General features: G+C 68.5%; 22 protein-coding genes and 1 riboswitch. Of the genes, 10 read left to right on the top strand and 12 right to left on the bottom strand.

Annotated features, from left to right (window positions below; genetic code table 11):
* Positions 1-32 precede the first annotated feature (32 nt).
* From ACIQM0_RS33245 to ACIQM0_RS33200, 10 genes are all read right to left on the bottom strand, one after another.
* Positions 33-899: a thioesterase family protein gene (locus ACIQM0_RS33245; RefSeq protein WP_401293967.1), complete on the bottom strand. Its 867-nt coding sequence runs from the start codon at positions 897-899 to the stop codon at positions 33-35.
* A 122-nt stretch (positions 900-1,021) separates the two neighbouring features.
* On the bottom strand, positions 1,022-1,681 hold the full coding sequence (locus tag ACIQM0_RS33240; RefSeq protein WP_401293965.1) for a trimeric intracellular cation channel family protein: 660 nt from the start codon (positions 1,679-1,681) through the stop codon (positions 1,022-1,024).
* Between the two features lie 18 nt (positions 1,682-1,699).
* Complete coding sequence (locus ACIQM0_RS33235; protein WP_401294107.1) at positions 1,700-2,908, bottom strand: ABC transporter ATP-binding protein; 1,209 nt, start codon at positions 2,906-2,908, stop codon at positions 1,700-1,702.
* 47 nt (positions 2,909-2,955) lie between these two features.
* The gene (locus ACIQM0_RS33230; RefSeq protein ID WP_401293962.1) at positions 2,956-4,047 is read right to left on the bottom strand and encodes an ABC transporter ATP-binding protein; all 1,092 of its coding nucleotides are present in this window, start codon (positions 4,045-4,047) and stop codon (positions 2,956-2,958) included.
* Positions 4,044-5,057 carry an ABC transporter permease gene (locus tag ACIQM0_RS33225; RefSeq protein ID WP_401293959.1) on the bottom strand — a complete coding sequence of 338 codons (1,014 nt, stop codon included), beginning with the start codon at positions 5,055-5,057 and terminating at the stop codon, positions 4,044-4,046. The genes ACIQM0_RS33230 and ACIQM0_RS33225 overlap by 4 nt, the downstream gene beginning before the upstream one ends.
* Positions 5,058-5,200: 143 nt before the next feature.
* Complete coding sequence (locus ACIQM0_RS33220; protein WP_385353352.1) at positions 5,201-6,916, bottom strand: ABC transporter substrate-binding protein; 1,716 nt, start codon at positions 6,914-6,916, stop codon at positions 5,201-5,203.
* A gap of 118 nt (positions 6,917-7,034) precedes the next feature.
* Entirely contained in the window at positions 7,035-8,033 is a 999-nt protein-coding gene (locus ACIQM0_RS33215) for an ABC transporter permease (RefSeq protein ID WP_363030455.1), read from the bottom strand.
* A gap of 444 nt (positions 8,034-8,477) precedes the next feature.
* Positions 8,478-9,323 carry an enhanced serine sensitivity protein SseB C-terminal domain-containing protein gene (locus tag ACIQM0_RS33210; RefSeq protein ID WP_401293956.1) on the bottom strand — a complete coding sequence of 282 codons (846 nt, stop codon included), beginning with the start codon at positions 9,321-9,323 and terminating at the stop codon, positions 8,478-8,480.
* Between the two features lie 167 nt (positions 9,324-9,490).
* The gene (locus ACIQM0_RS33205) at positions 9,491-10,261 is read right to left on the bottom strand and encodes an enhanced serine sensitivity protein SseB (RefSeq protein ID WP_401293953.1); all 771 of its coding nucleotides are present in this window, start codon (positions 10,259-10,261) and stop codon (positions 9,491-9,493) included.
* 77 nt (positions 10,262-10,338) lie between these two features.
* The gene (locus ACIQM0_RS33200; protein ID WP_401293951.1) at positions 10,339-11,028 is read right to left on the bottom strand and encodes an AAA family ATPase; all 690 of its coding nucleotides are present in this window, start codon (positions 11,026-11,028) and stop codon (positions 10,339-10,341) included.
* A 156-nt stretch (positions 11,029-11,184) separates the two neighbouring features.
* Positions 11,185-11,278: riboswitch (glycine riboswitch) on the top strand.
* A gap of 141 nt (positions 11,279-11,419) precedes the next feature.
* Here ACIQM0_RS33200 and gcvT point away from each other — a divergent pair.
* From gcvT to ACIQM0_RS33180, 4 genes are all read left to right on the top strand, one after another.
* A complete protein-coding gene (gcvT, locus tag ACIQM0_RS33195) occupies positions 11,420-12,535 on the top strand; it encodes a glycine cleavage system aminomethyltransferase GcvT (protein WP_401293948.1) in 1,116 nt (371 codons plus the stop codon).
* Positions 12,536-12,636: 101 nt separating this feature from the next.
* Positions 12,637-13,014, top strand: coding sequence for a glycine cleavage system protein GcvH (gcvH, locus tag ACIQM0_RS33190; RefSeq protein WP_401293946.1), 378 nt, complete (start codon positions 12,637-12,639; stop codon positions 13,012-13,014).
* 19 nt (positions 13,015-13,033) lie between these two features.
* Positions 13,034-14,290, top strand: a complete 1,257-nt coding sequence (glyA, locus tag ACIQM0_RS33185) for a serine hydroxymethyltransferase (RefSeq protein ID WP_363030449.1) — start codon at positions 13,034-13,036, stop codon at positions 14,288-14,290.
* A 158-nt stretch (positions 14,291-14,448) separates the two neighbouring features.
* Entirely contained in the window at positions 14,449-15,831 is a 1,383-nt protein-coding gene (locus ACIQM0_RS33180) for an L-serine ammonia-lyase (RefSeq protein ID WP_385026486.1), read from the top strand.
* Positions 15,832-16,820: 989 nt separating this feature from the next.
* Here ACIQM0_RS33180 and ACIQM0_RS33175 read toward each other — a convergent pair.
* On the bottom strand, positions 16,821-17,525 hold the full coding sequence (locus tag ACIQM0_RS33175; RefSeq protein ID WP_401293942.1) for an SDR family oxidoreductase: 705 nt from the start codon (positions 17,523-17,525) through the stop codon (positions 16,821-16,823).
* 80 nt (positions 17,526-17,605) lie between these two features.
* The gene (locus ACIQM0_RS33170; protein WP_401293940.1) at positions 17,606-18,655 is read right to left on the bottom strand and encodes a ketoacyl-ACP synthase III family protein; all 1,050 of its coding nucleotides are present in this window, start codon (positions 18,653-18,655) and stop codon (positions 17,606-17,608) included.
* Between the two features lie 260 nt (positions 18,656-18,915).
* Between ACIQM0_RS33170 and ACIQM0_RS33165 the strand changes: the two genes are divergently transcribed.
* The 6 genes from ACIQM0_RS33165 (at position 18,916) to ACIQM0_RS33140 (ending at position 24,593) form a co-directional block, all read left to right on the top strand.
* Positions 18,916-19,188, top strand: coding sequence for an acyl carrier protein (locus ACIQM0_RS33165; protein WP_401293937.1), 273 nt, complete (start codon positions 18,916-18,918; stop codon positions 19,186-19,188).
* On the top strand, positions 19,181-20,404 hold the full coding sequence (locus ACIQM0_RS33160) for a beta-ketoacyl-[acyl-carrier-protein] synthase family protein (protein ID WP_401293935.1): 1,224 nt from the start codon (positions 19,181-19,183) through the stop codon (positions 20,402-20,404). The genes ACIQM0_RS33165 and ACIQM0_RS33160 overlap by 8 nt, the downstream gene beginning before the upstream one ends.
* Positions 20,401-21,588, top strand: coding sequence for a beta-ketoacyl synthase N-terminal-like domain-containing protein (locus tag ACIQM0_RS33155; protein WP_401293933.1), 1,188 nt, complete (start codon positions 20,401-20,403; stop codon positions 21,586-21,588). The genes ACIQM0_RS33160 and ACIQM0_RS33155 overlap by 4 nt, the downstream gene beginning before the upstream one ends.
* 90 nt (positions 21,589-21,678) lie before the next feature.
* Positions 21,679-22,617 (top strand): AfsA-related hotdog domain-containing protein, encoded by a 939-nt coding sequence (locus ACIQM0_RS33150; RefSeq protein WP_401293931.1) that lies wholly within the window; start codon positions 21,679-21,681, stop codon positions 22,615-22,617.
* 82 nt (positions 22,618-22,699) lie between these two features.
* Positions 22,700-23,353, top strand: a complete 654-nt coding sequence (locus ACIQM0_RS33145) for an HAD family hydrolase (protein WP_401293930.1) — start codon at positions 22,700-22,702, stop codon at positions 23,351-23,353.
* Positions 23,354-23,390: 37 nt separating this feature from the next.
* Positions 23,391-24,593 (top strand): cytochrome P450, encoded by a 1,203-nt coding sequence (locus tag ACIQM0_RS33140; protein WP_401293928.1) that lies wholly within the window; start codon positions 23,391-23,393, stop codon positions 24,591-24,593.
* Positions 24,594-24,635 lie beyond the last annotated feature (42 nt).

Raw genomic sequence — 24,635 nt, 5'->3', positions numbered from 1 at the left:
CCAGCATCCCCCGGTTCCGGCCTGCGCGGGTGTCAGCTGCGCGGCGCCCTGGCGAGCTGGCGGGACTGGGCGACCAGCCGGTCCGCGCTGTCCCAGACGTCCGCGTCCTCCTCCAGGAAGCCGCCCGCGAGGTTGCGGGTGGTGATGGAGACGCGGAGGGGTCCGGGGGCCGGGCGGCAGCGGATGTGGGTGGTGAGCTCGATGGTCGGGGTCCAGCCCTTGAGCCCCAGCTCGAACGAGGTCGGCGGCAGTGCGTCGACGGTGAGCAGCAGCGAGAGCGGGTCGGCGTCGCGGCCGTCCGCGAGGCCGAACCAGCCGCGCATCTCGCCCTTGCCGGACGGCTGCCCCACGGCCCAGCCGACCGTCGCCGGGTCGAGCCTGATGTCGAGCCGCTCGGTGATGGCGGAGCTGCCGGGGATCGGGGCCGGGCCGTCGCCCGGCCCCAGGCAGTGCTCGCGGGGCGGGATGGCGGGCGGCTTCGCCGACGTACGGATGTCGTCGGTCAGGGCGCCCAGGTCGCCGTAGGTGGCGAGGACCCGGATGCGCTCGACCTCGGTGCCGTCCTCCGCGTACTGGAAGAGGGAGGCCTCGCCGGTGGAGAGGGTGCGGCCGGTCCGGACGACCTGGGTGCGGATCACCGCGGGCCCCGGGACGGAAGCGGTGAGGTAGTGCGCGGAGACCGAGAAGGGGTCCGCGTGCGGGAGCGCCTCGCCGAGCGCGCGGCCGAGCATCGCGAGCAGGTAGCCGCCGTTGACGGCGTGGATGATCGTCCAGCCGGCGGAGAGCTCGGCGTCGTAGACGCCTTCTTCGCGAAGGGTGACGGCGGTGTCCCGGTCGAACTCGCTGTCGCCGATGGTCGCCTGCGCGGTCTCTGCCGCCTGCGTTGCTGCCTGTGCCATGGAAGGCACGGTACACCGATCCCATTACTGAGCGGTAGCTTTTCTCGCTCGGCGAGATGCCTCGGTGAGACGGCTCGGTGAACGGCTCGGTGAACGGCTCGGTGAGACGGTGAGCGTCCGCGCTACCCCTCGTCGGCCGTGGCCGAGCGCCGGTTGTAGGCGCGCGGGGCCCGCCAGTGGAAGCGCAGCGCCAGCAGCCGCAGTACGAACGCCGTGATCACCGCGGCCCCGCTGGTGAAGGCGTTGAGCGCGTCGAAGCGGATGCAGAGCACGATCATCGCGGCCCCGACGATCGCGGGCACCGCGTACAGGTCACGGTCCCAGCGCAGCAGCGAGGGAACCTCGTTGGCGAGTACGTCCCGCAGCACACCGCCACCGACCGCGGTGGCCAGCCCGAGCGCCGCCGACGCGGTCAGGCCGAGGCCGTAGTCGTACGCCTTGACCGTTCCGGTGACGCAGAAGAGCCCGAGCCCGGCCGCGTCGAAGACGTTGACGCCGACCTGGATCCGCTCGACGTGCGGATGCAGGAAGAAGACCAGGACGGCGGCGAGCAGCGGGGTGGTGAAGTAGCCGAGGTCCGTGAAGGCCGCGGGCGGCACCGCCCCGATGATGACATCGCGGAACAGCCCCCCGCCCAGCGCGGTGACCTCGGCGAGAACCGCGATGCCGAAGACATCGAAGTTCTTGCGTACGGCGAGCAGAGCGCCGGAGATCGCGAAGACGAAGATCCCGACGATGTCGAGCGCATGCTGGACGGAGGGGGTGAACAGTTCGTTGAGCACCGGGCAATTGTGCCGGTACTACTGCTCGGGGCTGTCCTCCGCTGCCTCTGCGGGGGTGGCCGCGTCGCTCCTGGTGAGCGAGGCACCGCCCTCGGCGGGGGCCTCGGACGCCTCGGCCTCCGCGGGCTGCGACCCTGCCTTCGTGATCAGCTCGACCGCTTCCCGGGCCTCGGCCAGAACCGGCTGGCCGGGTGCCTGGTCCGGTGCGTTCTCCGGGTGGTGGCAGGCGACCTGGTGGCCGGTCTTCAGCGCGATCAGCGGCGGTTCCTGCGTCTTGCAGATCTCCGTCGCCTTCCAGCACCGGGTGTGGAACCGGCAGCCGCTGGGCGGCGAGATCGGCGAGGGCACATCGCCCGTGAGCAGGATGCGCTCGCTCTTCACCCCGCGCCGCCGGGGGTCGGGCACCGGCACCGCGGACATCAGGGCCTTGGTGTACGGGTGCATGGGCGCCGAGTACAGCGACTTGCGGTCCGCCAGCTCGACGATCTTGCCCAGGTACATGACCGCGATCCGGTCCGACACATGGCGGATGACCGAGAGGTCGTGCGCGATGATCACGTACGTGAGGCCGAGCTCGTCCTGGAGGTCGTCCAGCAGGTTGACCACCTGTGCCTGGATCGACACGTCCAGCGCGGAGACCGGCTCGTCGGCCACAACGAGCTTGGGGCGCAGGGCGAGCGCGCGGGCGATGCCGATGCGCTGGCGCTGGCCGCCGGAGAACTCGTGCGGGTAGCGGTTGTAGTGCTCGGGGCTGAGCCCGACCAGCTGCAGCAGCTCCTGGACGTGGCGCTTGAGACCGCCCTCGGGCTCGACGCCCTGGAGCCTGAACGGCGCGCTGACGATCGTGCCGATCGTGTGCCGCGGGTTCAGCGAGGAGTACGGGTCCTGGAAGATCATCTGGACGTCGCGCCGCATCGGCCGCATCTTGCCCATGGACAGGTGCGTGATGTCGCGGCCGTCGAACTCGACCTTGCCGGCGCTCGGTTCGATCAGCCGGGTGATCAGCCGGCCCATCGTCGACTTGCCGCAGCCGGACTCGCCGACGACACCCAGGGTCTCCCCCGGGTACACCTCGAAGTCGATGCCGTCGACGGCCTTGACCGCGGCGCTCTGCCGGCCGAACAGTCCCTTGCGGATCGGGAAGTGCTTGGCCAGGCCCTCGACCCTGAGCAGCGGCTCGCGCGAGGCGGTGGCCTGCTCCGGGATCGTCACGTCCTTCTCCAGCACCGGGGGATCCTTCTTCTCGCTCACGTCGCTCACATCACTCGCCTCGCTCACAGCTTCGGCGCAATCTCTTCGGTCCAGATCCGGGTCCGCTCCTCCGGCGACATGTGGCAGGCGGAGAAGTGCCCGTCGCCGACCTGCCGCAGCTCGGGACGCGTCGTGCGGGTGAGGTCGTCCTTGGGGATGTCCGCGTACGGGCAGCGCGGGTTGAAGGCGCAGCCGCTCGGGACGTTGATCAGCGACGGCGGCTGGCCCTTGACGGGGATCAGCCGCTCGGTCTGCTCACGGTCGATGCGCGGCATCGAGGTGAGCAGGCCCCAGGTGTACGGGTGCTGGGCCTCGTAGAAGACCTTCTCCGCCGGCCCGCGCTCGATGCACCGGCCGCCGTACATCACCAGGAGTTCGTCGGCCATCTCGGCGACGACCCCGAGGTCGTGCGTGATCATGATGACGGCGGAGCCGAACTCCTTCTGCAGGTCCCGGATCAGGTCCAGGATCTGCGCCTGGACGGTGACGTCCAGGGCGGTGGTCGGCTCGTCGGCGATGAGCAGTTCCGGGTTGTTGACCAGCGCCATCGCGATCATGGCGCGCTGGCGCATACCGCCGGAGAACTCGTGCGCGTAGGCGTCGACCCGCTTGTGCGGCTCGGGGATGCCGACGCGGTCGAGCATCTCGATGGCCCGGGTGCGGGCGGTCTTCTTGTTGACCTTGTTGTGGATCCGGTAGGCCTCCACGATCTGCGCGCCGACCTTGAAGTACGGGTGCATCGCGGAGAGCGGGTCCTGGAAGATCATGGCCATCTTGCGGCCGCGCAGCTCGCGCACCCGGGCGTCGGAGGCGCCGATCAGCTCCTCGCCGTCCAGCCAGACCTCGCCCGAGATGCGGGCGTTGGCGGCCGTGCGGTGCAGGCCCATCACGCCGAGCGAGGTGACGGACTTCCCGGAGCCGGACTCGCCCACGATGCCGAGGGTCTGTCCGGGCTTCACGTCGAAGCTGACGCCGTCGACGGACTTGACCAGGCCGTCGTCGGTCTTGAAGTGGATGCGCAGGTCCCGTACGGAGAGGAAGGCCTCGTCGCCGCCGGCCCGCGCGGCGGCGGGCTCGCCGGCCGCCGCGGTCTGTGCCTTGGAAACCTCGGTCACGAGTACCTCACCCTGGGGTCGATGGCGGCGTACACCAGGTCCACCAGCAGATTGCAGATGACGATGAAGAAGGCCGCGACGAGCGTCACGCCCATCACGATGGGCAGGTCGCTCTCCTGCACGCTCTTGATGGCGAACTGGCCGAGTCCGGGGAAGGAGAACACGGTCTCGGTGATGACCGCGCCGCCGACCAGCAGGCCGAAGTCCATGCCGAAGATGGTGACGATGGGGGTGAGCGCGGCCCGCAGACCGTGCTTGCCGATGACCTGGCTCTCCCGGAGGCCCTTGGCGCGGGCCGTTCGGATGTAGTCCTCGCCCATCGTCTCCAGCATCCCGGCTCTGGTGATGCGGGCGTAGAGCGCGGAGTAGAGGAAGGCCAGCGAACACCACGGGATCAGCAGGTTCCACGCCCAGTCCAGCGGATTGTCCGTGAACGGGACGTAGTTGACGCCGCCCTCCCAGATCGGCCACTGCACGGTGAACACACCGAGCGCGAGCATGCCGGTGAAGAAGATCGGCAGGGAGACACCGGCGAGCGCGATGGCCATGAAGAAGCGGTCGAGGATCGAACCCCGCTTGAGCGCGGAGACGACACCGATCGCCACACCGCTGATCAGCCAGATCACCGCGGCGCCGATCGCCAGGGAGAACGTGACCGGGATGCGTGCGGTCAGCTCGGGCCACACCTCGACGTGTCGCTTGAACGAGTAGCCGAAGCAGGGCACACCACAGTGCGTGGCCTCGGGGCCGAACTGGAAGTCGGCGCCGACGAAGAGCTGCTTGATGAAGTGCCAGTACTGGATGTAAAGCGGCTGGTCGAGGCCGAGATTCTGTTTGACCGCGAGGATGGACTGCGGATTGGCATCCTTGCCCACGTACTGGGCTGCCAGTTGGTCCATCGTCTGCCCGGCGATCCGGGGGACGAGGAAGAAGATCGCGAAGGTGACTGCGCTGACGATCAACAGCAGCAGCACCGCGCCGAAGACGCGTCGGATGATGTACGCAGCCACAGCTATCCGGCGCCGGTATCTGTCTGCCGGGGGGAACCCGTCCGGTCGGACACCGTGCCTTCACCTGCCTTTCAGGACAATTCTCGGGCCCGGGTGCCCGCTCCCCGGGCCGCGCGTGCGCGGCCCGGGGAGCGGGGCCGTTCCTACTTGGCGGAACCCATCAGCAGGTAGTCGTAAATGCCGAGGTAGGCCTGGGTGACCGTGACGTTCGTCGCGGACTTCGGCCGGAGCAGCAGGTTCTTGCGGTAGATCAGCGGCACGGCGGTCGCGCCTTCGGCCACGGCCTTGTCGACGTCGCCCCACGCCTTCTCACGGGCGGCGGTGTCGGTGTTGGCGATGCCCTCGTTGAGCAGCTTGTTGATCTTCGGGTCGTTCAGTTCCTGAACGTTGTTGCCACCGGACGGCTTGATGGACGCGCCGTTGATGATCTGGTCCAGGAAGCCGAAGCCGGTCGGCCAGTCGGCACCCCAGGCGCTCATGATCATGCCGAGCTTGTTGGCGTGCACGTAGCTCGGGTTGCCCGCGAAGTTCGAGAAGTACTTACCGGTGGGGAAGCTCTTGATCTCGGCGTTGACGCCGATCTTCTTGAGCGAGGCCTGCACCGCGGTGACCATGGACATCTCGGCGGGGCGGTCGGAGCGGGCCGAGATCTTGGTGTCGAAGCCGTTCGGCTTGCCGCACTGCTTCAGCTCGTCCTTGGCCTTGGCCTCGTCGCCCTTGTGGCCGGCGGTCTCGTACAGGTCGAACTTCGAGTAGCCGTTGACGGTCGGCGGCAGCAGCGTCGTCGCGACATCACCCTTGGGGTCGCCACCCTGGGCGGCCTGGACCGACGCCTTGTCGATGCCCCACTGCACGGCCTTGCGGCAGTGGATGTTGTCGAACGGCTTCACGTTGACGTTGAGACCGATGTACGAGGTGGCACCCGCGTACGGGTTGTCGGTCTGCTTCTTCAGGTCGGCCTTGGTCAGCACCTTCGGCTGGGTCGCCGGGGCGACGCCCGTACCGGCGGCGTCAGCGGTGATGTTGTCCGCGAGCAGGTTGTTGTCGACCGTCTCCTGCTTGACCTTGAACCGGATCGTCACCTTGTCCGGCAGGGCCGGGCGCAGCGGGTCGGTCTTCGGGTCCCAGTTCGGGTTGCGGACGAGGGTCGCGCTGCGGCCCTCCTCGTAGGACTCGAACTTGTACGGGCCCGAGGAGATGATGTGCTTCACGTAGTCGGCGCCCTTGTCCTTCGCGGCCGGCACGGGGGCCGTCTGCGTGAAGGTCGCCAGGTAGTCGAAGTCCGCGAAGGCGTCCTTCAGCTTGAAGATGATCGTGCTGTCGTCCGGCGTCTCGATCGAGGCGATGCCGTCCGGGTTCTTGTCCTTGTACGGGCCCTTGTACTTGTCGCCGCCGATGAGGTGGGACTTGAAGTACGTCGGGCCGTTGGACATGGCCTCCGGCGCGAAGTTGGAGCGCTCGACGGCGTACTTGACGTCCTTCGAGGTGATCAGGGACCCGTCTTCGTACTTGAGCCCCTTCTTGAGCTTGTACGTCCAGGTCTTCGCGTCCGCGCTCGCCTTGCCGAGGCCCTCGGCGAGGTCCGGGACGACCTCCAGGCCGTCCTTGCCGGCGGCCGGCTTGAACGACGTGAGCGAACGGCCGTACAGGCGGGAGAAGTTCTGCACCCAGCCGTAGTACGTGTTGCCGGGGTCGAGGGAGTCGGGCTCGTCGGACAGTTCGAGCTTGAGCGTCCCGCCCTTCTTCTCCGACTTGTTGACGATCGAGGTCAGCGCGGCGTCAGTGGTGCCGGAGCCGCCCTTGTCGCCGCCGCCGCCGTTGTCGTCCTTGGAGCCGTTGCACGCGGAGGCGCCCAGCATCAGGACCACAGCCGTGGCAACCACCGCTGTCGTTTTTCTGGTCTTCACCTGAGGAAATTCCCCTCAATCGATGGTTGCCATGGCATGTCGCACGTCGTTGTGACGCGCACCTTGGGCACTACTTGCTGCGGGGGTCGAGGGCATCGCGCAGCCCGTCTCCCAGCAGGTTGAACGCCAGGACCGTGACGAAGATGGCCACGCCCGGCACGATCATGTACATCGGGTCGTTCTGGTAGAAGTCGATCGCGTTGGTGAGCATCCCGCCCCAGGAGGCCTGTGGCGGGGCGATACCGACCCCGAGGTAGCTGAGACCGGCCTCGAAGAGGATGTTCGAGGGGATCAGCAGCGTGGAGTAGACCAGAACGGGTGCCACCAGGTTCGGCAGCAGCTCCCGGAAGAGGATGAAGGGTCCGCGGGCGCCCAGCGACCGGGCCGCTTCGACGAATTCACGGTTGCGCAGGCTCATCGTCTGGGCGCGGACGATACGTCCCATGTACGGCCAGCTGAAGAAGCCGATCACGAAGATCAGTACCGCGATCCGCAGCGGCAGGCCCGTCAGGCCGAACGCGCCGTCCTGGAGCGCCGCCGAGATGGAGATCGCGAACAGCAGCAGCGGGAAGGCCAGGAAGGTGTCCATCATGCGGCTGATGATCGTGTCGACCCAGCCGCCGTAGAAGCCCGAGACCACACCGAAGAAGACGCCGATCACCACGGAGAGCAGGGTGGCGCCGACGGCGACGACGAGGGAGACCCAGGAGCCCTCGATGATCCGGGTCATGATGTCGCGCCCGTACTGCGGTTCGACGCCGAGCGGATGGCTCCAGCTCATGCCGCCCCAGTCGCCCTTGGGGGCGAGCAGCGCGGGGTCGATGAGTTCCTGGTGGAAGGCGTTGGGGTCCAGACCGAAGACGGCCTGGATCGGCTTGGAGAGCACGGCGAGCAGGATCAGCAGGATGACAACGATGCCGCCGGCAACGGCCACCTTGTCGCGCTTGAAGCGCGTCCAGGCGATCTGCCCGAGCGAACGGCCCTCGATCTGGCTCTGTTTGACCCCCGTGAGTACTGCCTCCGGCTGAGCCTCGGCAGCCGATCCGGTGGTCTCGATCGGTGCGGTCACAGTGCCTTTGACCCCTCCCGCCGGCGGTGGCCGGCCCTTGCTCGCCGCGGTAACGGCCTGGCGCGCACCAGCCGCGCACGTCCGTGCGGCTGATGTCCTGAGTGCTGAAAGCGTCTGATGCGTCTGGTGTGTCTGAAGCGTCCACGGAATGTCCGCCGGGGCAACCTCGTACAAAGGGCCGACGATCCCCACTAGCCGGGAGTCTTCAACGCGGTTGCGATCACCCGCCAGACCTGACGGGGAATGTTTGCTCAAACGTGATGCGGTCAGTGAGCTTCCGTTATCCGGACAGCTTGATCGAGTGAGCGGACTACTCGGCCGCTAATCCACCAGAACGGACATGCCACCCAACAGGCCGTATTGAGTGGCTATTTGGGTGACCGCAGCGGTTGTCTTGTCCGCCGGAGGGACCTTTGTCCGCTCCGCTGAGCGGGCCCGACGGGCCTAGTAGGCGTGCGGGGCGGGGCCGGGCGCCTGCGGGTAGCCGTAACCCGGAGCGACGACGCCGCTCCGCCCGGCCGGGGCGTGCGACTCGCGGTCGTAGAACGGGCGGGAGTTGCCCCGCAGCCACATCGCGACCGGGTCGTACTCGTCGGACATGGCGACGGTGGAGACCGGCAGCCCCTCCGGGACCGTGCCGATCGACTGCTGCATCATCGCGCGCACCGCGTCGACCGACGGCTGGCTGGTGTCGTACAGATCGAGGCCGATGGCGAGGTACGGGACGCCGAGCGCCGGCTGCACCCAGGCACGGCGCAGCGAGCGGATCGCCGGGGTGTGGTGGGCGTTCTGCGTCAGCTGGGCGTAGAACTGCGGGGTCTCGACGGCGGGGTCGCTGATCCGCAGCGGACCGGCGGGCATCCGGTCGAGGCCGGTGGCGATCCGGCGCAGGTCGAGCCAGGGGATGCCCACACCGCCGCCGGGGGCGTGCGGGTTCAGCCAGATGCCCCAGCGGTCGGGGAACAGGGCGCGGGCGATGTCACGGCCGCCCACCACCTCATGGGCGCGGTTCCAGCCGCTGGCGGCGAGCTCCTGGGCGGAGGTGACGCAGGGGGCGTAGCCGAGGCCGTCGATCTCCATGTTGCCGTACTGGGCGTCGGGCGAACCGGCCCGGCCGTGCCAGAGCAGCATCCAGATCCGGTCGGCGGCCAGGGCCTGGAGCAGGGCCTCGTACGCGTCGTAGCGCCCGGGTGTCACCTGGCTCAGCATGTGCTCGACGCTTCCCCGAGCCCTCGGCTCCGCTCGACCGGGGGACACCCCATCGGCCGCCCCCGTGCCTGACGCACTCACCCTGGGTCCCGCCCCTCTTCGATCCACTGTGTCGGCCTGCCGCTCCCGGGGCACACGGGTACGGCGCGGTGCCGAGGCACCAGCCATCAAACCAGCTTAGGCGCCGGTCCTGACACCGACTTGACGTCATGGGCCGCAGCCGTCTCCGTGCGGTGCGAGGGGCGGCGCTACGCGCCGGCGCGCTGAAAGAACGGCCGGACCTTCTCCCGCATCCAGTCGGCGACCGGGTCCTGCGTCACGTCGAGCAGCACCAGGTTGACCGGCCACGGCAGCTCGACGCGGCCGAGCGCGCGGCCGAGCGCGTCCATGGGGGCGTTGCGCCCGGCACCGTCCCAGGTCGAGAACTCGACGCCGACGAAGAGGACGGGGTCGCCGCCCTCGATGCTGGCCAGGGCCCTGCGGGCGCTGAGCACGACCCCGCTCTCCTCGAACTCAGCGGCCGCGGCGGCGAGGAAGTCGACGGGCTCCTCCTTCCAGTCCGGCTCGTACAGCCGGACCCGGCCGCCGCCGGACGGTCCGTCGAGGAGGGTGCGTCCGGCCCGGCAGAGTGCGGCGACGGCGGGCGGCGGGAGCGGCATGCCGACCGCGCCGCCCGGGTTCACCGCCATGCCGAGCTGCGGGGGCAGTCCGCGGGCGAACTCGACGGCGGGCGCCACGGCGAAGGACATGGGGGCGCCGACGCAGCTGTGGAACTGCTGCTCGGAGCTGAACACGGGGACGTACGCGGCGCCGTCGATCTCCAGTGTCGGCAGGTCCAGATCGGCGGCGTCCGGTCCGCCGCCGTTGGGCAGCGGCACCCAGAGGTGGCTGCGGCCGAGCACCTCCACGAGCCGGCCGCCCGCTTCCGGGCTGCCGAGCGAGGCGCCCAGTACTTCTTCGAGCTCGTTGGCCGGCCATCCGCCCTGCGGGATGATGTGACCCTGTGCCGGAATGTCCACTGCTTCCCTCTCTCGCCCCGTGCCGTGCAGCAAGAGGTTAGCGCCGGGCGCCGGTTGCCCGGGCATCGGACGGCGCGCTACGGGTTCTCGCCCCCGGCGTCCGCGAAGGTGATCCGGGTCAGCAGCGCCGCCGCCTCGCGGTCCAGCAGCACCGCCGAGACGCAGCCGAGCGGCAGTGTGCCCGTCTCGGTGTCCCGCAGCAGCCGCCGCAGAGCCTTGCGGTGCCGTGCGAACGCGTATCCGGAGACGCCGCGCCCGCGCTCCAGTTGACCCGCCCGCGCCGTCTGCGGGGTGACGTCGAGCAGGACGAGGTGCAGGACGCTGCCGCGCCGCCGGACCTCACGCGCCAGCCAGCCGCGCACCCAGGCCTGGGTGCCGCAGTCGTGGACGACGACGGAGGCGCCGGAGCGCAGCACCTGCCACAGCCCCCAGTAGTGGGCGACGCGGACGAACGGGCGGTAGAGGGCGTACGGGACTAAGCCCGGCAGCAGACCGGCCCAGCGGTCCCTGGTGTCCTGGGAGTCGATGACGCGGGCGGACACGGCCCGCCTGATCAGGGTCGACTTGCCGCTGCCCGGCAGCCCGGAGACCACCACGACATCGCCCGCCACGAAGTGCAGGGCGCGCGGGCTGCGCCCGGACCGGCCCCGCAGATCCCGTACGACGGGTCCGTGCGGGCCCCGCGTCTCCCGGGCCGGCGCACCCGGCTGTGCGGGCAGTGCGCCCCGCGTGGCCCCCGCGGTCGCCGCGTACCGCTGCAACGTCATCGCCATCCCCCTGTCGGCCGACCCACACCTGCCAAGAAGTGTAAAGAAAAGGTAATGCGACACAAGCTTGCGACCCGCCGGATCCGGTGGGGTACCGGCGCCCCACTGCCGGGCGATGCGTGCGATGATGGCCCGGCCAACTGCATAAAGGCCGCTTGAATCCGCGCGGGAGAGTTCCGGCCTCCGGGCCGGGCGCCGAAGGAGCAAGATCCTCCCTTGAATCTCTCAGGCCCCGTACCGCGTGGATGAGGCAGATCTGAAAAGCGAGTCGCCCAGCGGCTCCACCCAAGGTGCAAGCCGAACCCCTCCGGGGCCTCTCGGCGAACCTCTCAGGTTCCGATGACAGATGGGGAGGGATCGTCCTCGTCGTCATGCCCTGGGAGCCATATCCATGAGCACCGCCCCCCGTCTCACCGCCCTCGATGCCCTGCACCGTTCGCTGGGCGCCACGATGACCGACTTCGCGGGCTGGGACATGCCCCTGCGGTACGCCAGTGAGCGCGACGAGCACATCGCCGTGCGCACGAAGGCCGGCCTCTTCGACCTCTCCCACATGGGCGAGATCACCGTCACCGGCCCGGCCGCCGTGGATCTGCTGAACTTCGCCCTGGTCGGCAACATCGGCACCGTGTCGGTGGGCCGGGCCCGCTACACGATGATCTGCGCCGAGGACGGCGGCATCCTGGACGACCTGATCGTGTACCGGCTCGCGGCGACCGAGTACATGGTGGTCGCCAACGCCGGCAACGCCCAGATCGTGCTGGACGCGCTGACCGCCCGCGGTGAGGGCTTCGACGCCGAGGTGCGCGACGACCGCGACGCGTACGCGCTGCTGGCCGTCCAGGGCCCCGAGTCCCCCGCCGTCCTGGCCGCCGTCACCGACGCCGACCTGGACGGCCTGAAGTACTACGCCGGTCTGCCCGGCACGGTCGCCGGGGTCCCCGCGCTGATCGCCCGTACCGGCTACACCGGCGAGGACGGCTTCGAGCTGTTCGTCGCCCCCGGGCACGCCGAGCAGCTGTGGCGGGCGCTGACCGAGGCCGGCGCCTCCCGCGGCCTGATCCCCTGCGGGCTCTCCTGCCGCGACACGCTGCGCCTGGAGGCGGGCATGCCGCTGTACGGGCACGAGCTGACGACCGGGCTGACCCCGTTCGACGCCGGGCTCGGCCGGGTCGTGAAGTTCGAGAAGGAGGGCGACTTCGTCGGCCGCAAGGCCCTGGAGGCCGCCGCCGAGCGCGCCGAGACCGCCCCGCCCCGCAAGCTCGTCGGCCTGGTCGCCGAGGGCCGCCGGGTGCCGCGCGCCGGGTTCCCCGTCGTCGCCGGCGGCCAGGTCATCGGCGAGGTCACCTCCGGCGCCCCGTCGCCCACCCTCGGCAAGCCGATCGCCATGGCGTACGTCGACGCCGCGCACGCCACGCCCGGCACCGAGGGCGTCGCGGTGGACATCCGGGGCAGCCACGAGCCGTACGAGGTCGTGGCGCTGCCGTTCTACAAGCGCCAGAAGTAGTCCGCAGGCGGAACAGGGCACCGCGTACGTGACGCGGTCCTGTCTCACACCGTAAGACCATCGTTCATCAGCACTCCCCCGCGTACAGGAGAATTCAGGTCATGAGCAACCCCCAGCAGCTGCGGTACAGCAAGGAGCACGAGTGGCTGTCGGCCGTCGAGGACGGTGTGGCCACGATCGGCATCACGGAGTACGCGGCCAACGCGCTCGGTGACGTCGTCTACGCCCAGCTCCCCGAGGTCGGCGACACGGTGACCGCGGGCGAGACCTGCGGTGAGCTGGAGTCGACCAAGTCGGTCAGCGACCTGTACTCGCCGGTGACCGGCGAGATCACGGCCGCGAACCAGGACGTGGTGGACGACCCTTCGCTGGTGAACTCCGCACCGTTCGAAGGCGGCTGGCTGTTCAAGGTACGCGTCGCACAGGAGCCGGGGGACCTGCTCTCCGCCGACGAGTACACCGCGTTCTCCGGTAACTGAGACCCCAAGGGACCACCTGATGTCGCTTCTCAACTCCTCCCTCCACGAGCTGGACCCGGACGTCGCCGCCGCTGTCGACGCCGAGCTCCACCGTCAGCAGTCCACCCTCGAAATGATCGCCTCGGAGAACTTCGCTCCGGTCGCGGTCATGGAGGCCCAGGGCTCCGTCCTGACCAACAAGTACGCCGAGGGCTACCCCGGCCGCCGCTACTACGGCGGCTGCGAGCACGTCGACGTGATCGAGCAGATCGCGATCGACCGCATCAAGGCGCTCTTCGGGGCCGAGGCCGCGAACGTGCAGCCGCACTCCGGCGCACAGGCCAACGCCGCCGCGATGTTCGCGCTGCTGAAGCCGGGCGACACGATCATGGGCCTGAACCTGGCCCACGGCGGTCACCTGACCCACGGCATGAAGATCAACTTCTCGGGCAAGCTGTACAACGTGGTCCCGTACCACGTGGACGAGACCGGCGTCGTGGACATGGCCGAGGTCGAGCGCCTCGCCAAGGAGTCCAAGCCGAAGCTGATCGTGGCCGGCTGGTCCGCGTACCCGCGTCAGCTGGACTTCGCCGCCTTCCGCCGGATCGCGGACGAGGTCGGCGCGTACCTGATGGTCGACATGGCGCACTTCGCCGGTCTGGTCGCCGCGGGTCTGCACCCCAGCCCGGTGCCGCACGCCCATGTCGTCACGACCACCACGCACAAGACCCTCGGCGGTCCGCGCGGTGGCGTCATCCTGTCGACGCAGGAGCTCGCCAAGAAGATCAACTCGGCGGTCTTCCCGGGTCAGCAGGGCGGCCCGCTGGAGCACGTGATCGCGGCCAAGGCGGTCTCGTTCAAGGTCGCGGCGACCGAGGAGTTCAAGGAGCGCCAGCAGCGCACCCTGGACGGCGCCCGCATCCTCGCCGAGCGTCTGGTGCAGCCGGACGTCACCGAGGTCGGCGTCTCCGTCCTGTCCGGCGGCACGGACGTGCACCTGGTCCTGGTGGACCTGCGCAACTCCGAGCTGGACGGCCAGCAGGCCGAGGACCGGCTCCACGAGCTGGGCATCACGGTCAACCGGAACGCCATCCCCAACGACCCGCGGCCGCCGATGGTCACCTCGGGTCTGCGGATCGGCACCCCGGCGCTGGCGACCCGCGGTTTCCGGACGGAGGACTTCGCGGAGGTCGCGGAGATCATCGCGTCCGCCCTCAAGCCGTCCTACGACGCGGACGACCTGAAGGCCCGCGTCGTCGCGCTCGCCGAGAAGTTCCCGCTGTACCCCGGTCTGTAGTCCGGACCTGCGCGTTTGCACGTCGGGGCGGGGCACCACGCACACTGAACAGTGAGCGTGGTGCCCCATCCCTTGTCCCCCGCTCTTCGGGCCGACCCGGCCCGTACCGCACCACCCGGCAGACAACGGCGTCTACCAGCGCTTTTGAGGAGTCACCCGTGGCCATCTCGGTCTTCGACCTGTTCTCGATCGGCATCGGCCCGTCCAGCTCCCATACGGTCGGCCCGATGCGCGCGGCCCGCATGTTCGCGCGCCGCCTCAAGAACGAGGGCCTGCTCGCCCACACCGTCTCGATACGCGCCGAGCTCTTCGGCTCGCTCGGTGCCACCGGCCACGGCCACGGCACCCCCAAGGCCGTCCTGCTCGGCCTGGAGGGCGAGTCCCCCCGTACCGTGGACGTCGAAACGGCCGACGACCGGGTCGCCGAGATCCGCTCCACCGGCCGGCTCAACCTCCTCGGCATGCACGAGATCGCCTTCGACGCCGACGAGCAGCTGATCCTGCACCGCCGCAAGGCCCTGCCGTACCACGCCAACGGCATGACGGTCTTCGCGTACGACCACGAGGGCGCCCCGCTCCTGGAGAAGACGTACTACTCGGTCGGCGGCGGCTTCGTCGTCGACGAGGACGCGGTGGGCGAGGACCGGATCGTCCTCGACGACACCGTGCTGAAGAACCCGTTCCGCACCGGCGACGAGCTGCTGCGGCTCGCCCAGGACACCGGCCTGTCGATCTCCTCCCTGATGCTGGAGAACGAGCGGGCCTGGCGCACCGAGGACGAGATCCGCTCGGGCCTGCTGGACATCTGGCGCTCCATGCAGGCGTGCGTGTCCCGCGGCATGTCCCGCGAGGGCATCCTGCCCGGCGGCCTCAAGGTCCGCCGCCGCGCCGCGAACACCGCCCGCCAGCTGCGCGCCGAGGGCGACCCGCAGACCCACGCGATGGAGTGGATCACCCTCTACGCGATGGCGGTCAACGAGGAGAACGCCGCGGGCGGCCGCGTCGTCACCGCCCCGACCAACGGTGCGGCCGGCATCATCCCGGCGGTGCTGCACTACTACGTGAACTTCGCGGCCGGCGGCGCCACCGAGGCGGAGAAGGACGACAGCATCGTCCGCTTCCTCCTGGCCGCCGGTGCCATCGGCATGCTGTTCAAGGAGAACGCCTCCATCTCCGGCGCGGAGGTCGGCTGCCAGGGCGAGGTGGGCTCCGCCTGCTCCATGGCCGCGGGCGCGCTCGCCGAGGTGCTGGGCGGCACCCCCGAGCAGGTCGAGAACGCCGCCGAGATCGGCATGGAGCACAATCTGGGCCTGACCTGTGACCCGGTCGGCGGCCTCGTCCAGATCCCGTGCATCGAGCGCAACGGCATGGCGGCGGTCAAGGCCGTCACGGCGGCGAAGATGGCGCTGCGCGGCGACGGCAGCCACAAGGTCTCCCTCGACAAGGTCATCAAGACGATGAAGGAGACCGGCGCCGACATGAGCGTCAAGTACAAGGAGACGGCGCGGGGCGGGCTCGCGGTGAACATCATCGAGTGCTAGGAAGATGGGCCCTGACCAGCGCGTTTGGTCTTTCAGCGCTGTCAGGGCCTTCCCTGCTTACGCGGCGGAAAGTCCCTGGAACCTCCCTGGGACAGACGTGAAAGTCCCTGAAAAGTCCCTGGGATGTCCCTGCTTTGCCGCGTTCTTGAGGAATGCGCGGTGCCTCCAGGACGACCATGCGCCCTAACCGTTGTCGAGTACGGAGTGCAACCGGTACACGCGTCGGGTAGCGAGACCTACGCATTACGAGACCGTGAGCGTTCGTGTTGCGTGGTGACGGCTGATGCTGCGGGATACTGTTGTACCTGATCAGAGCACCTGCGCTGTGCTGGACGCCGACACCTCGTGCTGCGCCGTCCAAAGGCGTCCGGCCACCCATCGGCCACCGCCGAACCTCACGAGTCGCATTCGGCGGGCGGAGAGCCTCATCTGTAGGGTCCCGACAACACTTCCGCCCGGATCAGCCTCTCACGGCTCGTGGTACACATCCACGTGGCCTTCGGCGCAGATCCCGCCCACCGTATCCATCCCCTCCGAGAGGCAGGCCAAGCGGTTGACAGAGCCCCGCCTCCGTTACGCAGACGTACTTCGCACGGCAGATGCCAGGGGTTTCGAATCTCCTAGGCTCCACTTATAGGCACCCCCCTGACCTGCCTAAACGCGGTCGGAGGGTTCTTTTGTCCGGGCTTTCCGTGCTGACGTGTCAGCACGGCGGTGCTGACAGCAGGATTGGCCGCCCAGGGTTTTCGAGGGCTATGGCGGCTCCCGCTCTTTATCGCAACCATCGTCCGAGCCGTCGTCGCCTTCGAACTCGCCGGCTGATCAAGATGGAAAAGGTTCAGTGCCCGGCCCAGGCGCCGCAGGTGGGCACTGACTCGGGGCAGGGGGGTGCCTGCCCCGGCCGCTGCCTGGACCGGGAGTGTGGTGGGTTGGTGCGACGACGTCGGCAGGTAGGAGGCCGGAGCCCCGAGTAGCCAGAGCCCGAGAGGTCAGATGCCCATGCCGATGCCGCCGCCGACGGGCAGCACCGCGCCCGTGACGTAGCTTGCTTCCTCGCTGGCCAAGAAGCGCACCGCGGCGGCTACCTCCCGGTCGGTGCCCGGGCGGCCGAGAGGCGTCATTCTCATGGTGTCCTTCAACCGGCGGTCGGTAAGGCCCTTGGTCATGTCTGTCTCGATGATGCCTGGCGCCACGAGATTCACGGTAATGCCGCGCGATCCTAGCTCCCAGGCCAGCGAGCGGCCGAAGCCCAGCAGAGCGGTCTTGGTGGCCGCGTAGTTGGTCTGGCCGGGCGAGCCGAGGAAGCCGAGAGCGGAGGAGAGGAGCACGATCCGGCCGCGCCGCTGCGCCAGCATGGCCGCGGACGCCGCCCGCACGGTGCGGAACACTCCACGCAGGTTGGTGTCCACCACCTCGTCGAACGCCTCGTCACTCATCCGCAGCAGCAGCGTGTCATGGGTGATCCCGGCGTTGGCTACAAGGACCTCGACCGGACCCTGTTCGCGGGCGACGGTCTCGAATGCCGCGTCCACTGAGGATTGGTCAGTGACTTCGCAGCGCACCCCCAACAGCCCCTCGGGGACATCGCCACCACGATGGCCGATGGCGACCCGGTCGCCGTCCGCCGCCATAATGCGGGCCACGGCGAGACCGATTCCTCGATTCGCTCCTGTGATGAACACCGATCGTGACACGTTGTCCGCCCGTCCTTTCCTTGGTCCTGTCATTTCGCATGGGTGCTTGGGAGTCGATGTCATGCGCTCGCCGCCAGGGTTCAGCGATCCGGGGCCTGGACCACCAGGCAGGACCATGTGAAACCAGCGCCGGCGCTGAACACGAGAGCTGCCTCGCCCGGGGCGAGTGCCTTGGTGCGCAGCAAATCGGCCAGGCTCGCTACAGCGTCCCCCGCACCCAGATGGCCGGTGGCGCGCCCGTAGTCCAGCGGTTCGGCGGAGGTGTGCTCGCTCAGCACGGCCAGCCACGAGTCCCGCAGGGTCTTGTGACCGAAGCGGGGCAGCACCGCATACCGCAGGCGGAGGTCGTGCGGGTGCATGCCGGCATCCACGAGAGCCTCGCTGACGACCGTGCGGATGCCGCGGAGATTGGCGGCGACGAACTTCTCGCCGCCATGCGTGCGCAGGTAAGCACGCTTGGTGACTCGCATGTCCACCCGCTCTCGTACGCCACGGGAAACCGGAGCGAAGGGGTCGGCTCCCCGGTGCATCTCCTCCAGCTCCGCAGAGGCGGTGCTGGCTATCGAAAGCAGCAGCAACTCCTCGTCGCCGGCCGGTGCGGTCAGCACGACCGCCGTCCCGCCATCGCCGTAAGCCACGCCGTAGTCGCTGGCCCAGCGGTCGAAGCCCGGCGCGGTGAACCGGTCTGCGGTGGTCACCAGGACGCAGTGCGGGCGAGCAGAGCTGGAGGCGAGGGACGCAGTGAGATAGGACGCTGCCAGCTGCACGGCGCTGCTGCCCCCGTTGCAGACCTGCTGGATGCCAATGGGCAGGGCCCGCTCGGCGCCGATCTGGTGGGCGATGTAGTGCGCGGGCGACCACAGGTCATGACCCTGGTAGTACATGCTTGCGTGGAACGTCAGATCGAGTTCTTTGGAACCGATCCCAGCCGCATCCAGAGCCTCGAGAGCGGCGTACACGGCCATGTCGGGTGCCGCCTCGTTCACGGCTGCGGGCAGGTCCACATGGCCCAGGTCTCTGGCATGACGTTCGTTCAGTCGGCCTTCCTGTACCGCCCGGTCGGCCCGGTCTCGCCCCTCGGGAAGCCACAGCGCTGCGGCTGCAATTCCCACCGGCTCCGCCAGTCTCATCCCCCGCACCGCCTCTCTTGTGTGGTTCGAGATTGAGTATGCGCGGTCTCACATAGAAGTGAGTTGAAAGATGGAGCGAAAGGGCGAGGGCGTTGTTCATCGGGGCAGGTGGGGGCGAGGCGGTGCCACCTTCGATACATGGCGGGCTACCACTATCGACGCGTTGCTCATCCGTCTGCTTCAAGGCTTCTATTCCGTACTGAAGGTACCAATGAGCCGGCCGCAAATCCGCTGGCGAGGATTAGTTCGAGGGGTAGAAAATGAGCAGCAATCAGCTTCCAGAGAACCTGCGAGTAGAAGTTCGGGAAATTGTCGCCGAGGTGCTCGAGGTGGACTCCGCGGCGCTCACCGAGGAAAGCAGCTTCGTGAATGACTTCGACAGCGATTCGCTGCTGGTGATCGAGATCATCTCCCGCTTCGAGCGCGACCTGAAGATCAGGGTTCCGAAGGACGACCTTTCCGAGCTGGACACGCTTCTGGAGGCGTACGAGCTCGTGGCGAAGCATTATGTCCCGGAGGTCGTTGGTGCGTAGTCAGGGCGCGCAGCGGGTCGTCGTCACGGGACTCGGGGCCGTGAGCAGCCTGGGGTACGGCGCCGCCGAGGTGATCGAAGCGATCCGCCACGGCCGGTCCGGGATCGGCCCGATCCAGCAGTTCGACTCCGTCGGCTTCGAGCACCGGCTCGCCGGCGAGGTCCACGGGTTCGAGCCGACGGACTACCTTCTCCGCACGGCCCCGGAGCGGTGGGGTCGCAGTAGCCAGCTCGCCGCCGCCTCTGCGCGGATGGCCGCTCAGGACGCCGGCCTCAACTCGGAAGCTCTGGCCGTCGGCCGGGGTGTCAGTTGCTTCGGCACAACCAACGGTGAGTCCCAGGTGGTCGAGCAGGCCGTCGCTCAGTGGGTCACCCAAGGACCGGACAGCCTTGAGTCAGAGCTGATCGGCAGGGTTTCTCCTGGCAACATCGCTAGTGCGGTCTCGGCGGAACTGGGCCTCACTGGCGAAGCGATGACCTTCGGAACCGCCTGTGCGGCCGGCAACTATGCGGTCGGATACGCGTACGACTTGATCCGCTCCGGTGAGGCCGATCTCGCCGTCTGCGGTGGCGCCGACGCCTCCAACCGTGCGACCCATGCCGGTTTCCACGCCCTGGGGGCCCTTGCCGAGGACGTGCCGCGCCCGTTCGACGAGCACCGTGACGGCATCGTCACGGCGGAGGGCGGTGCAGCACTGGTTTTGGAGCCACTTGACGCGGCGTTGCAGCGCGGTGCCCGCATTTACGCCGAGGTGCTCGGTCACGGCATGACGTGTGACGCCAAGCACATGACCAACCCCAATGCCGGGACGATCGCCGCGTGCGTGCGGACCGCGCACGAGCGCGCCGGGATCCGCCCCGTCGATGTCGACTACATCTGTGCGCACGGCACCGGTACGAGGGCCAATGACATCACAGAAGTCACGGCCGTACGGGAAGTGTTCGGTGACACTTTGCCGCCTATCAGCTCCATCAAGTCGATGCTCGGGCACACCATGGGTGCGGCTGCAGCCTTCGGGGCCCTGGTGTCCTGCGCGGCCCTGTACGAGGGGTTCCTGCCGCCGAGCGCGACGCTGCGCACTGTGGATCCGGAATTCGGTGAGGTGGACTGCGTCCCGGGTACCGCCCGGGCGGCGAGTCCCCGGGTTGTGCAGAACCACGGCTTCGCCTTCGGCGGCAACAACTCCGTCGTGCTCTTCGGGAAGGCTGACGCATGACCACCCTCGCAGTCCTCGGATCAGCGAACCTCGAACTGCCCTCCATAGATGAAACCTTGAGGCGCACGGTCGTAGCGCTGGACATCGTCGGCCACGGCGTGTTCAGCCCCGCGGGCCAAGGGCTCCCCCCGATCGCCGCCGCACTGGCAGGTGCCGGACGGGCGGTGGCCCAGCAGCCACCCGACGAGTCCTGGCCTCGGCTGCCCGTACGCACAGTGGCGGACTTCGACCCCATGGCCGTTCTCGGCCGTAAGGGGCTGAGCCGGATGTCGCGCACCGATCAACTGGCCATGGCGGCGTGCCTGAGTGCCGTCGGCCCATCGGCCACGGGGCCGGCCTCCGAGCGAACCGGGATCGTGCTCGGTGTCAACGTCGGCAGCGCCGGCGCGCAGGAGGCATTCTTCCGTGACTCGTTCGTGCAGGAGCGTCCATACCTTGTCAACCCGTCTGCCTTCCCAGGCACGTTGATGAACTCGGCGGCAGGGAGGACCGCGATCCGGCTTGGCGTCACCGGGATGAACGCGACCGTTTCCGGCGGCTCACTCGCTTCCCTGCACGCCCTGCGCTATGCCCGCAACGCGCTGGTGAACGGCCATGCAGACCGGCTCCTCGTGGGTGGTGTCGAAGAGGCTTCCGAGCCCAGCGCCTGGGCCTGGCACCGAAGTGGCGCGCTGCGCCCGGGGTCCGCGCTGGGTGAGGGCTGCGCGGTCTTCGTGCTGCAGCGGGAAGACCTGCATGGTTCCACGGACGATGGGGGCGACCGTCGTCTTGGCAAACTGCTGGCCTGCGAAATCGGCTTTGCGGATCCAGCCACCCAGGGACCGCTCGGCGTGGCCCGGCGTCTCGCCGACTGTGTGCGTTCCGCGCTAATGCGGAGTGGGCTGCCTGCCACGGAACCAGTGGCCGTCGCACCCGGTGCCGGCGCCCGACGCGGCTGGGGGGGCATCGAGAGGCGTGCTCTGCGTTCGGCCATCGGTTCCGTACCGCAGTCCCGCCTGGTGCGGATCGACGATGTGTTCGGTGAAACGTACGCGGCGGGGGTAGCGCTGCAGCTGGCGGCCGTGCTAGCCCGCTGGCAGGACGGGGTTACCACCCCGGACAACGAACGCGCCGCCCTGGTCACCACCGTGGGCCCTGACGGGTCCGTCGGGGCGCTGGTCGTTGCCCGGCCCACCGCTCACTGAGCTGCCCCACCACCCGGGTACCACCCCGCACCGACTGGAGAAACAAACATGGAAAGTTCGTCTTTGCTCATCCCTCAGGGCGGGGAGGCCGTGGAGCAAATCCCGCTGGCGTACGAGCAGACCGTGCCGCGAAGTCTGGTACACCGCTGGTCGCTCTCGGAGGTCTTCCTGACCGGATCGCGGGCCCTGGACAGTCGGCGGTTCGAGGCAGCGGCACAGCTTCCTTTGTCCCACGCCTATTTCCGCGATCATCCGGGCCGGTTGGAGCACCACGATGTGCTGCTGGTGCTGGAGGCCTGTCGGCAGTCCGTCACCTGCGCGGCACATCTCCACCAGGGTGTTCCGTCCGCCACCACCTTCATGGTGACCGCGTGGTCCCTGGAGGTCACCCAACCGAACGCGCTGCGCTGTGACGCCCGGCCGGGAGAGCTAGCCATCGCGGGCGAAGTCACCGGAAGGCATGAGCGCGGCGGTCGCCTGCGACGGCTGGAGTTCGCGATGGAGCTGGTTCTTGACGGTGTGCCGTTGGGCCGTCTGACCATGGACGTCCGGTCGACGCCCACCGACCAGTACCACTCCTTGCGGTATATGCAGCGCGGGGGCGAGGTGCCCAACGCCTTCGGGCTGGCGGGAGAGCCGCTGGGCGACCCCGTCATCCCGCACGAGGTTGGCCGCCTGGACCCGGTGAATGCTGTACTCGACGACGTCCGTCAGTCCGACGGGGCGCTGACAGCTGTCCTGAGTCCTCGAACCTTCCGCAACCGAAGCATGTACGACCACCCCTACGATCACGTACCCGCCATGGTTTTCAGCGAAGCAGCCCGCCAGTGCGGGCTCCTCATGGCGAGGGGGATCGAGGGCCCGGCCCGAGTGCTGCGGCTGGACGGTTCTTTCGACCGGTTCGCCGAGCTGGACCAGACGGTGCTGTTGTCGGCCGGACCCGACCCTGGCGGCGAAGCAGGTTCCTGCCTGATGCGAGCGATGCAGGGCGAAGAGGCCGTGGCGTCCGTCTCCCTCACGCTCGGCTGACATTCCCGAGCACCGCCTGGCCGGTCAGGCGCCACATCACCCAGTTTTCCGCATGAAAGGCACACAGATGACTCAGCCCTCCATGATCTGGTTCGACTTCGGCGGCGTTCTGTCTCCGCCCCTGGAGCGCATCTACGAAGCGTACGAGGTCAAGACCGGTATCACACCCGCGCAGTTGAAGGCCGCGATCAAGGGCGTGGCGGACGAAATGGGCATGCCCACCATGGCCCCGGTCGAGATCGCCGCGATCACCGAGCCTGAGTGGGGCCGCCGACTGGCCCGGGTGCTGGCCGCGCAGAACCCCGGGATCGATATCTCGCGGGCCCGGCTGGAGGTATTCGGATCGCAATGGTTCGACGGTGTCGAGGCCAACCCCGTGATGGTGCGGGTGTATCGCTACCTCCAGGAGAACGGCTTCCGCACGGGCATCCTGTCGAACAACGTCATCGAGTGGGGGCCGTACTGGAAGGCGATCATCGCCCCTGTCGGTGAGGTGGACTGCCTCATCGACTCCTCCGCAGTGGGCTATCGCAAGCCCGACCCGGAGATCTTCGAGATTGCCGCTAAGACGGCTAGCGTCGACCCGGTCGGATGTCTGCTGATCGACGATGTCGAAGAAAACCTCGTGGCGGCCCGCGTCCACGGATGGCAGACGGTGCTGTTCCGCGACGACGAGCAGACGGTGGCTGACCTGCGCACCATGACCGGCCTGCCAGGCTTGTCCGATCTCCTGTGACCCGGCCCCATTCGGACCCCCTGAAGGAGATATGAGCATGACTATCTCACTGGAAACAGAAGTCACCGTCGCGGACATCCCCGGCCTCGAACCCGCGCCGCCCTACACTTCTGTGGAGGAGCGCTCGTCGGGTGGCCTGCCTCAGGTTGCGCTGCCCAGCGGGCACACCGTGGTGCACCTGACCCGCTACGCCGACGTACACAAGGTGCTTACCGACTCGACCTTCGGCCGGGCCGAGACCAACGTCGAGGGAGGGCCGACATTCTTCCCGACGACCTTGCCGCCCGAGATGCTGATCAACCTGGACGGCCCGGACCACTCGCGGATGCGCCGATTTGTCACGGCGGACTACAGCGCCAACGCGATCGCCAAGCTGCAACCGTACCTCGACGAGATCATCACGCGGCGGTTCGACGCCCTGCGCGCTCAGGAGCGGCCAGACCTGTACGCCGCTGTGCTCGATCCGGTGCCGATCGAGGTGACGTGCCGGTTCCTCGGTATCGTGGAGGAGGATGCGGCCTACTTCCGCCCGCACTCTCGGACGATTCAGATGGCACTCCACGACGACGTCCCTCGCCTGATGGAGGAGTTCTTCAAGGCCTACAACTATGTTACCGACCTGGTGACCGGAGACCGTCCCGTGGTGGCCGGCGGGCTGATCGAACAGTTCATTGCCACCCGCGGCCAAACCACCCCGCCACTCGAGGACAAGGAACTGGTCGGTCTAATCTTCGCGGCCATGGTGGCGGTCGACCAGAACGTGCTGTCGGTCCTGGCCAAGTCAGCCCACGTGCTGCTCAGCGCACCGTCCCTCTGGCAGCGAGCTGTCGCAGACCCGGACAGCGTGCCCCAGCTGGTCGAGGAACTGATCCGGCTCATCCCGTTGGGGAGCATGTCCACGTTCCCCCGAGTGGCACACCGAGAGGTGGCGACCAGTGAGGGAACCATCCACGAGGGCGACATAGTCTACGCAGACGCTTTCGAGGCGAATCGTGACCCCTCCGTGTTCGAGCGGCCGCTGGTGTTCGACCCGGACCGTAAGGGGAAGCGGCACCTTCAGTTCGGCTACGGCATGCACCACTGCCTGGGTGCTGCCCTGGCGCGATTGGAGATCACCGAGATCCTCACTCGTCTCGCACGCGAGTTCCCGGGCCTGACCCTCGATGCCAACCCGGCCTTGCTTCCCTGGGACGAAGGTTCACTGCTGCGTCGGCCTACCACCTTGCCGGTGCGCTGGTAGCGACCCGAACGACGTCTCTGGGGCCCACCAACGAGGTCCCGG

The sequence above is a fragment of the Streptomyces sp. NPDC091387 genome, from assembly GCF_044756945.1.
Classification (GTDB): Bacteria; Actinomycetota; Actinomycetes; order Streptomycetales; family Streptomycetaceae; genus Streptomyces.
The sequence above is the reverse complement of the archived record's forward strand: the minus strand, read 5'-3'. Positions and strand labels throughout refer to the sequence as shown.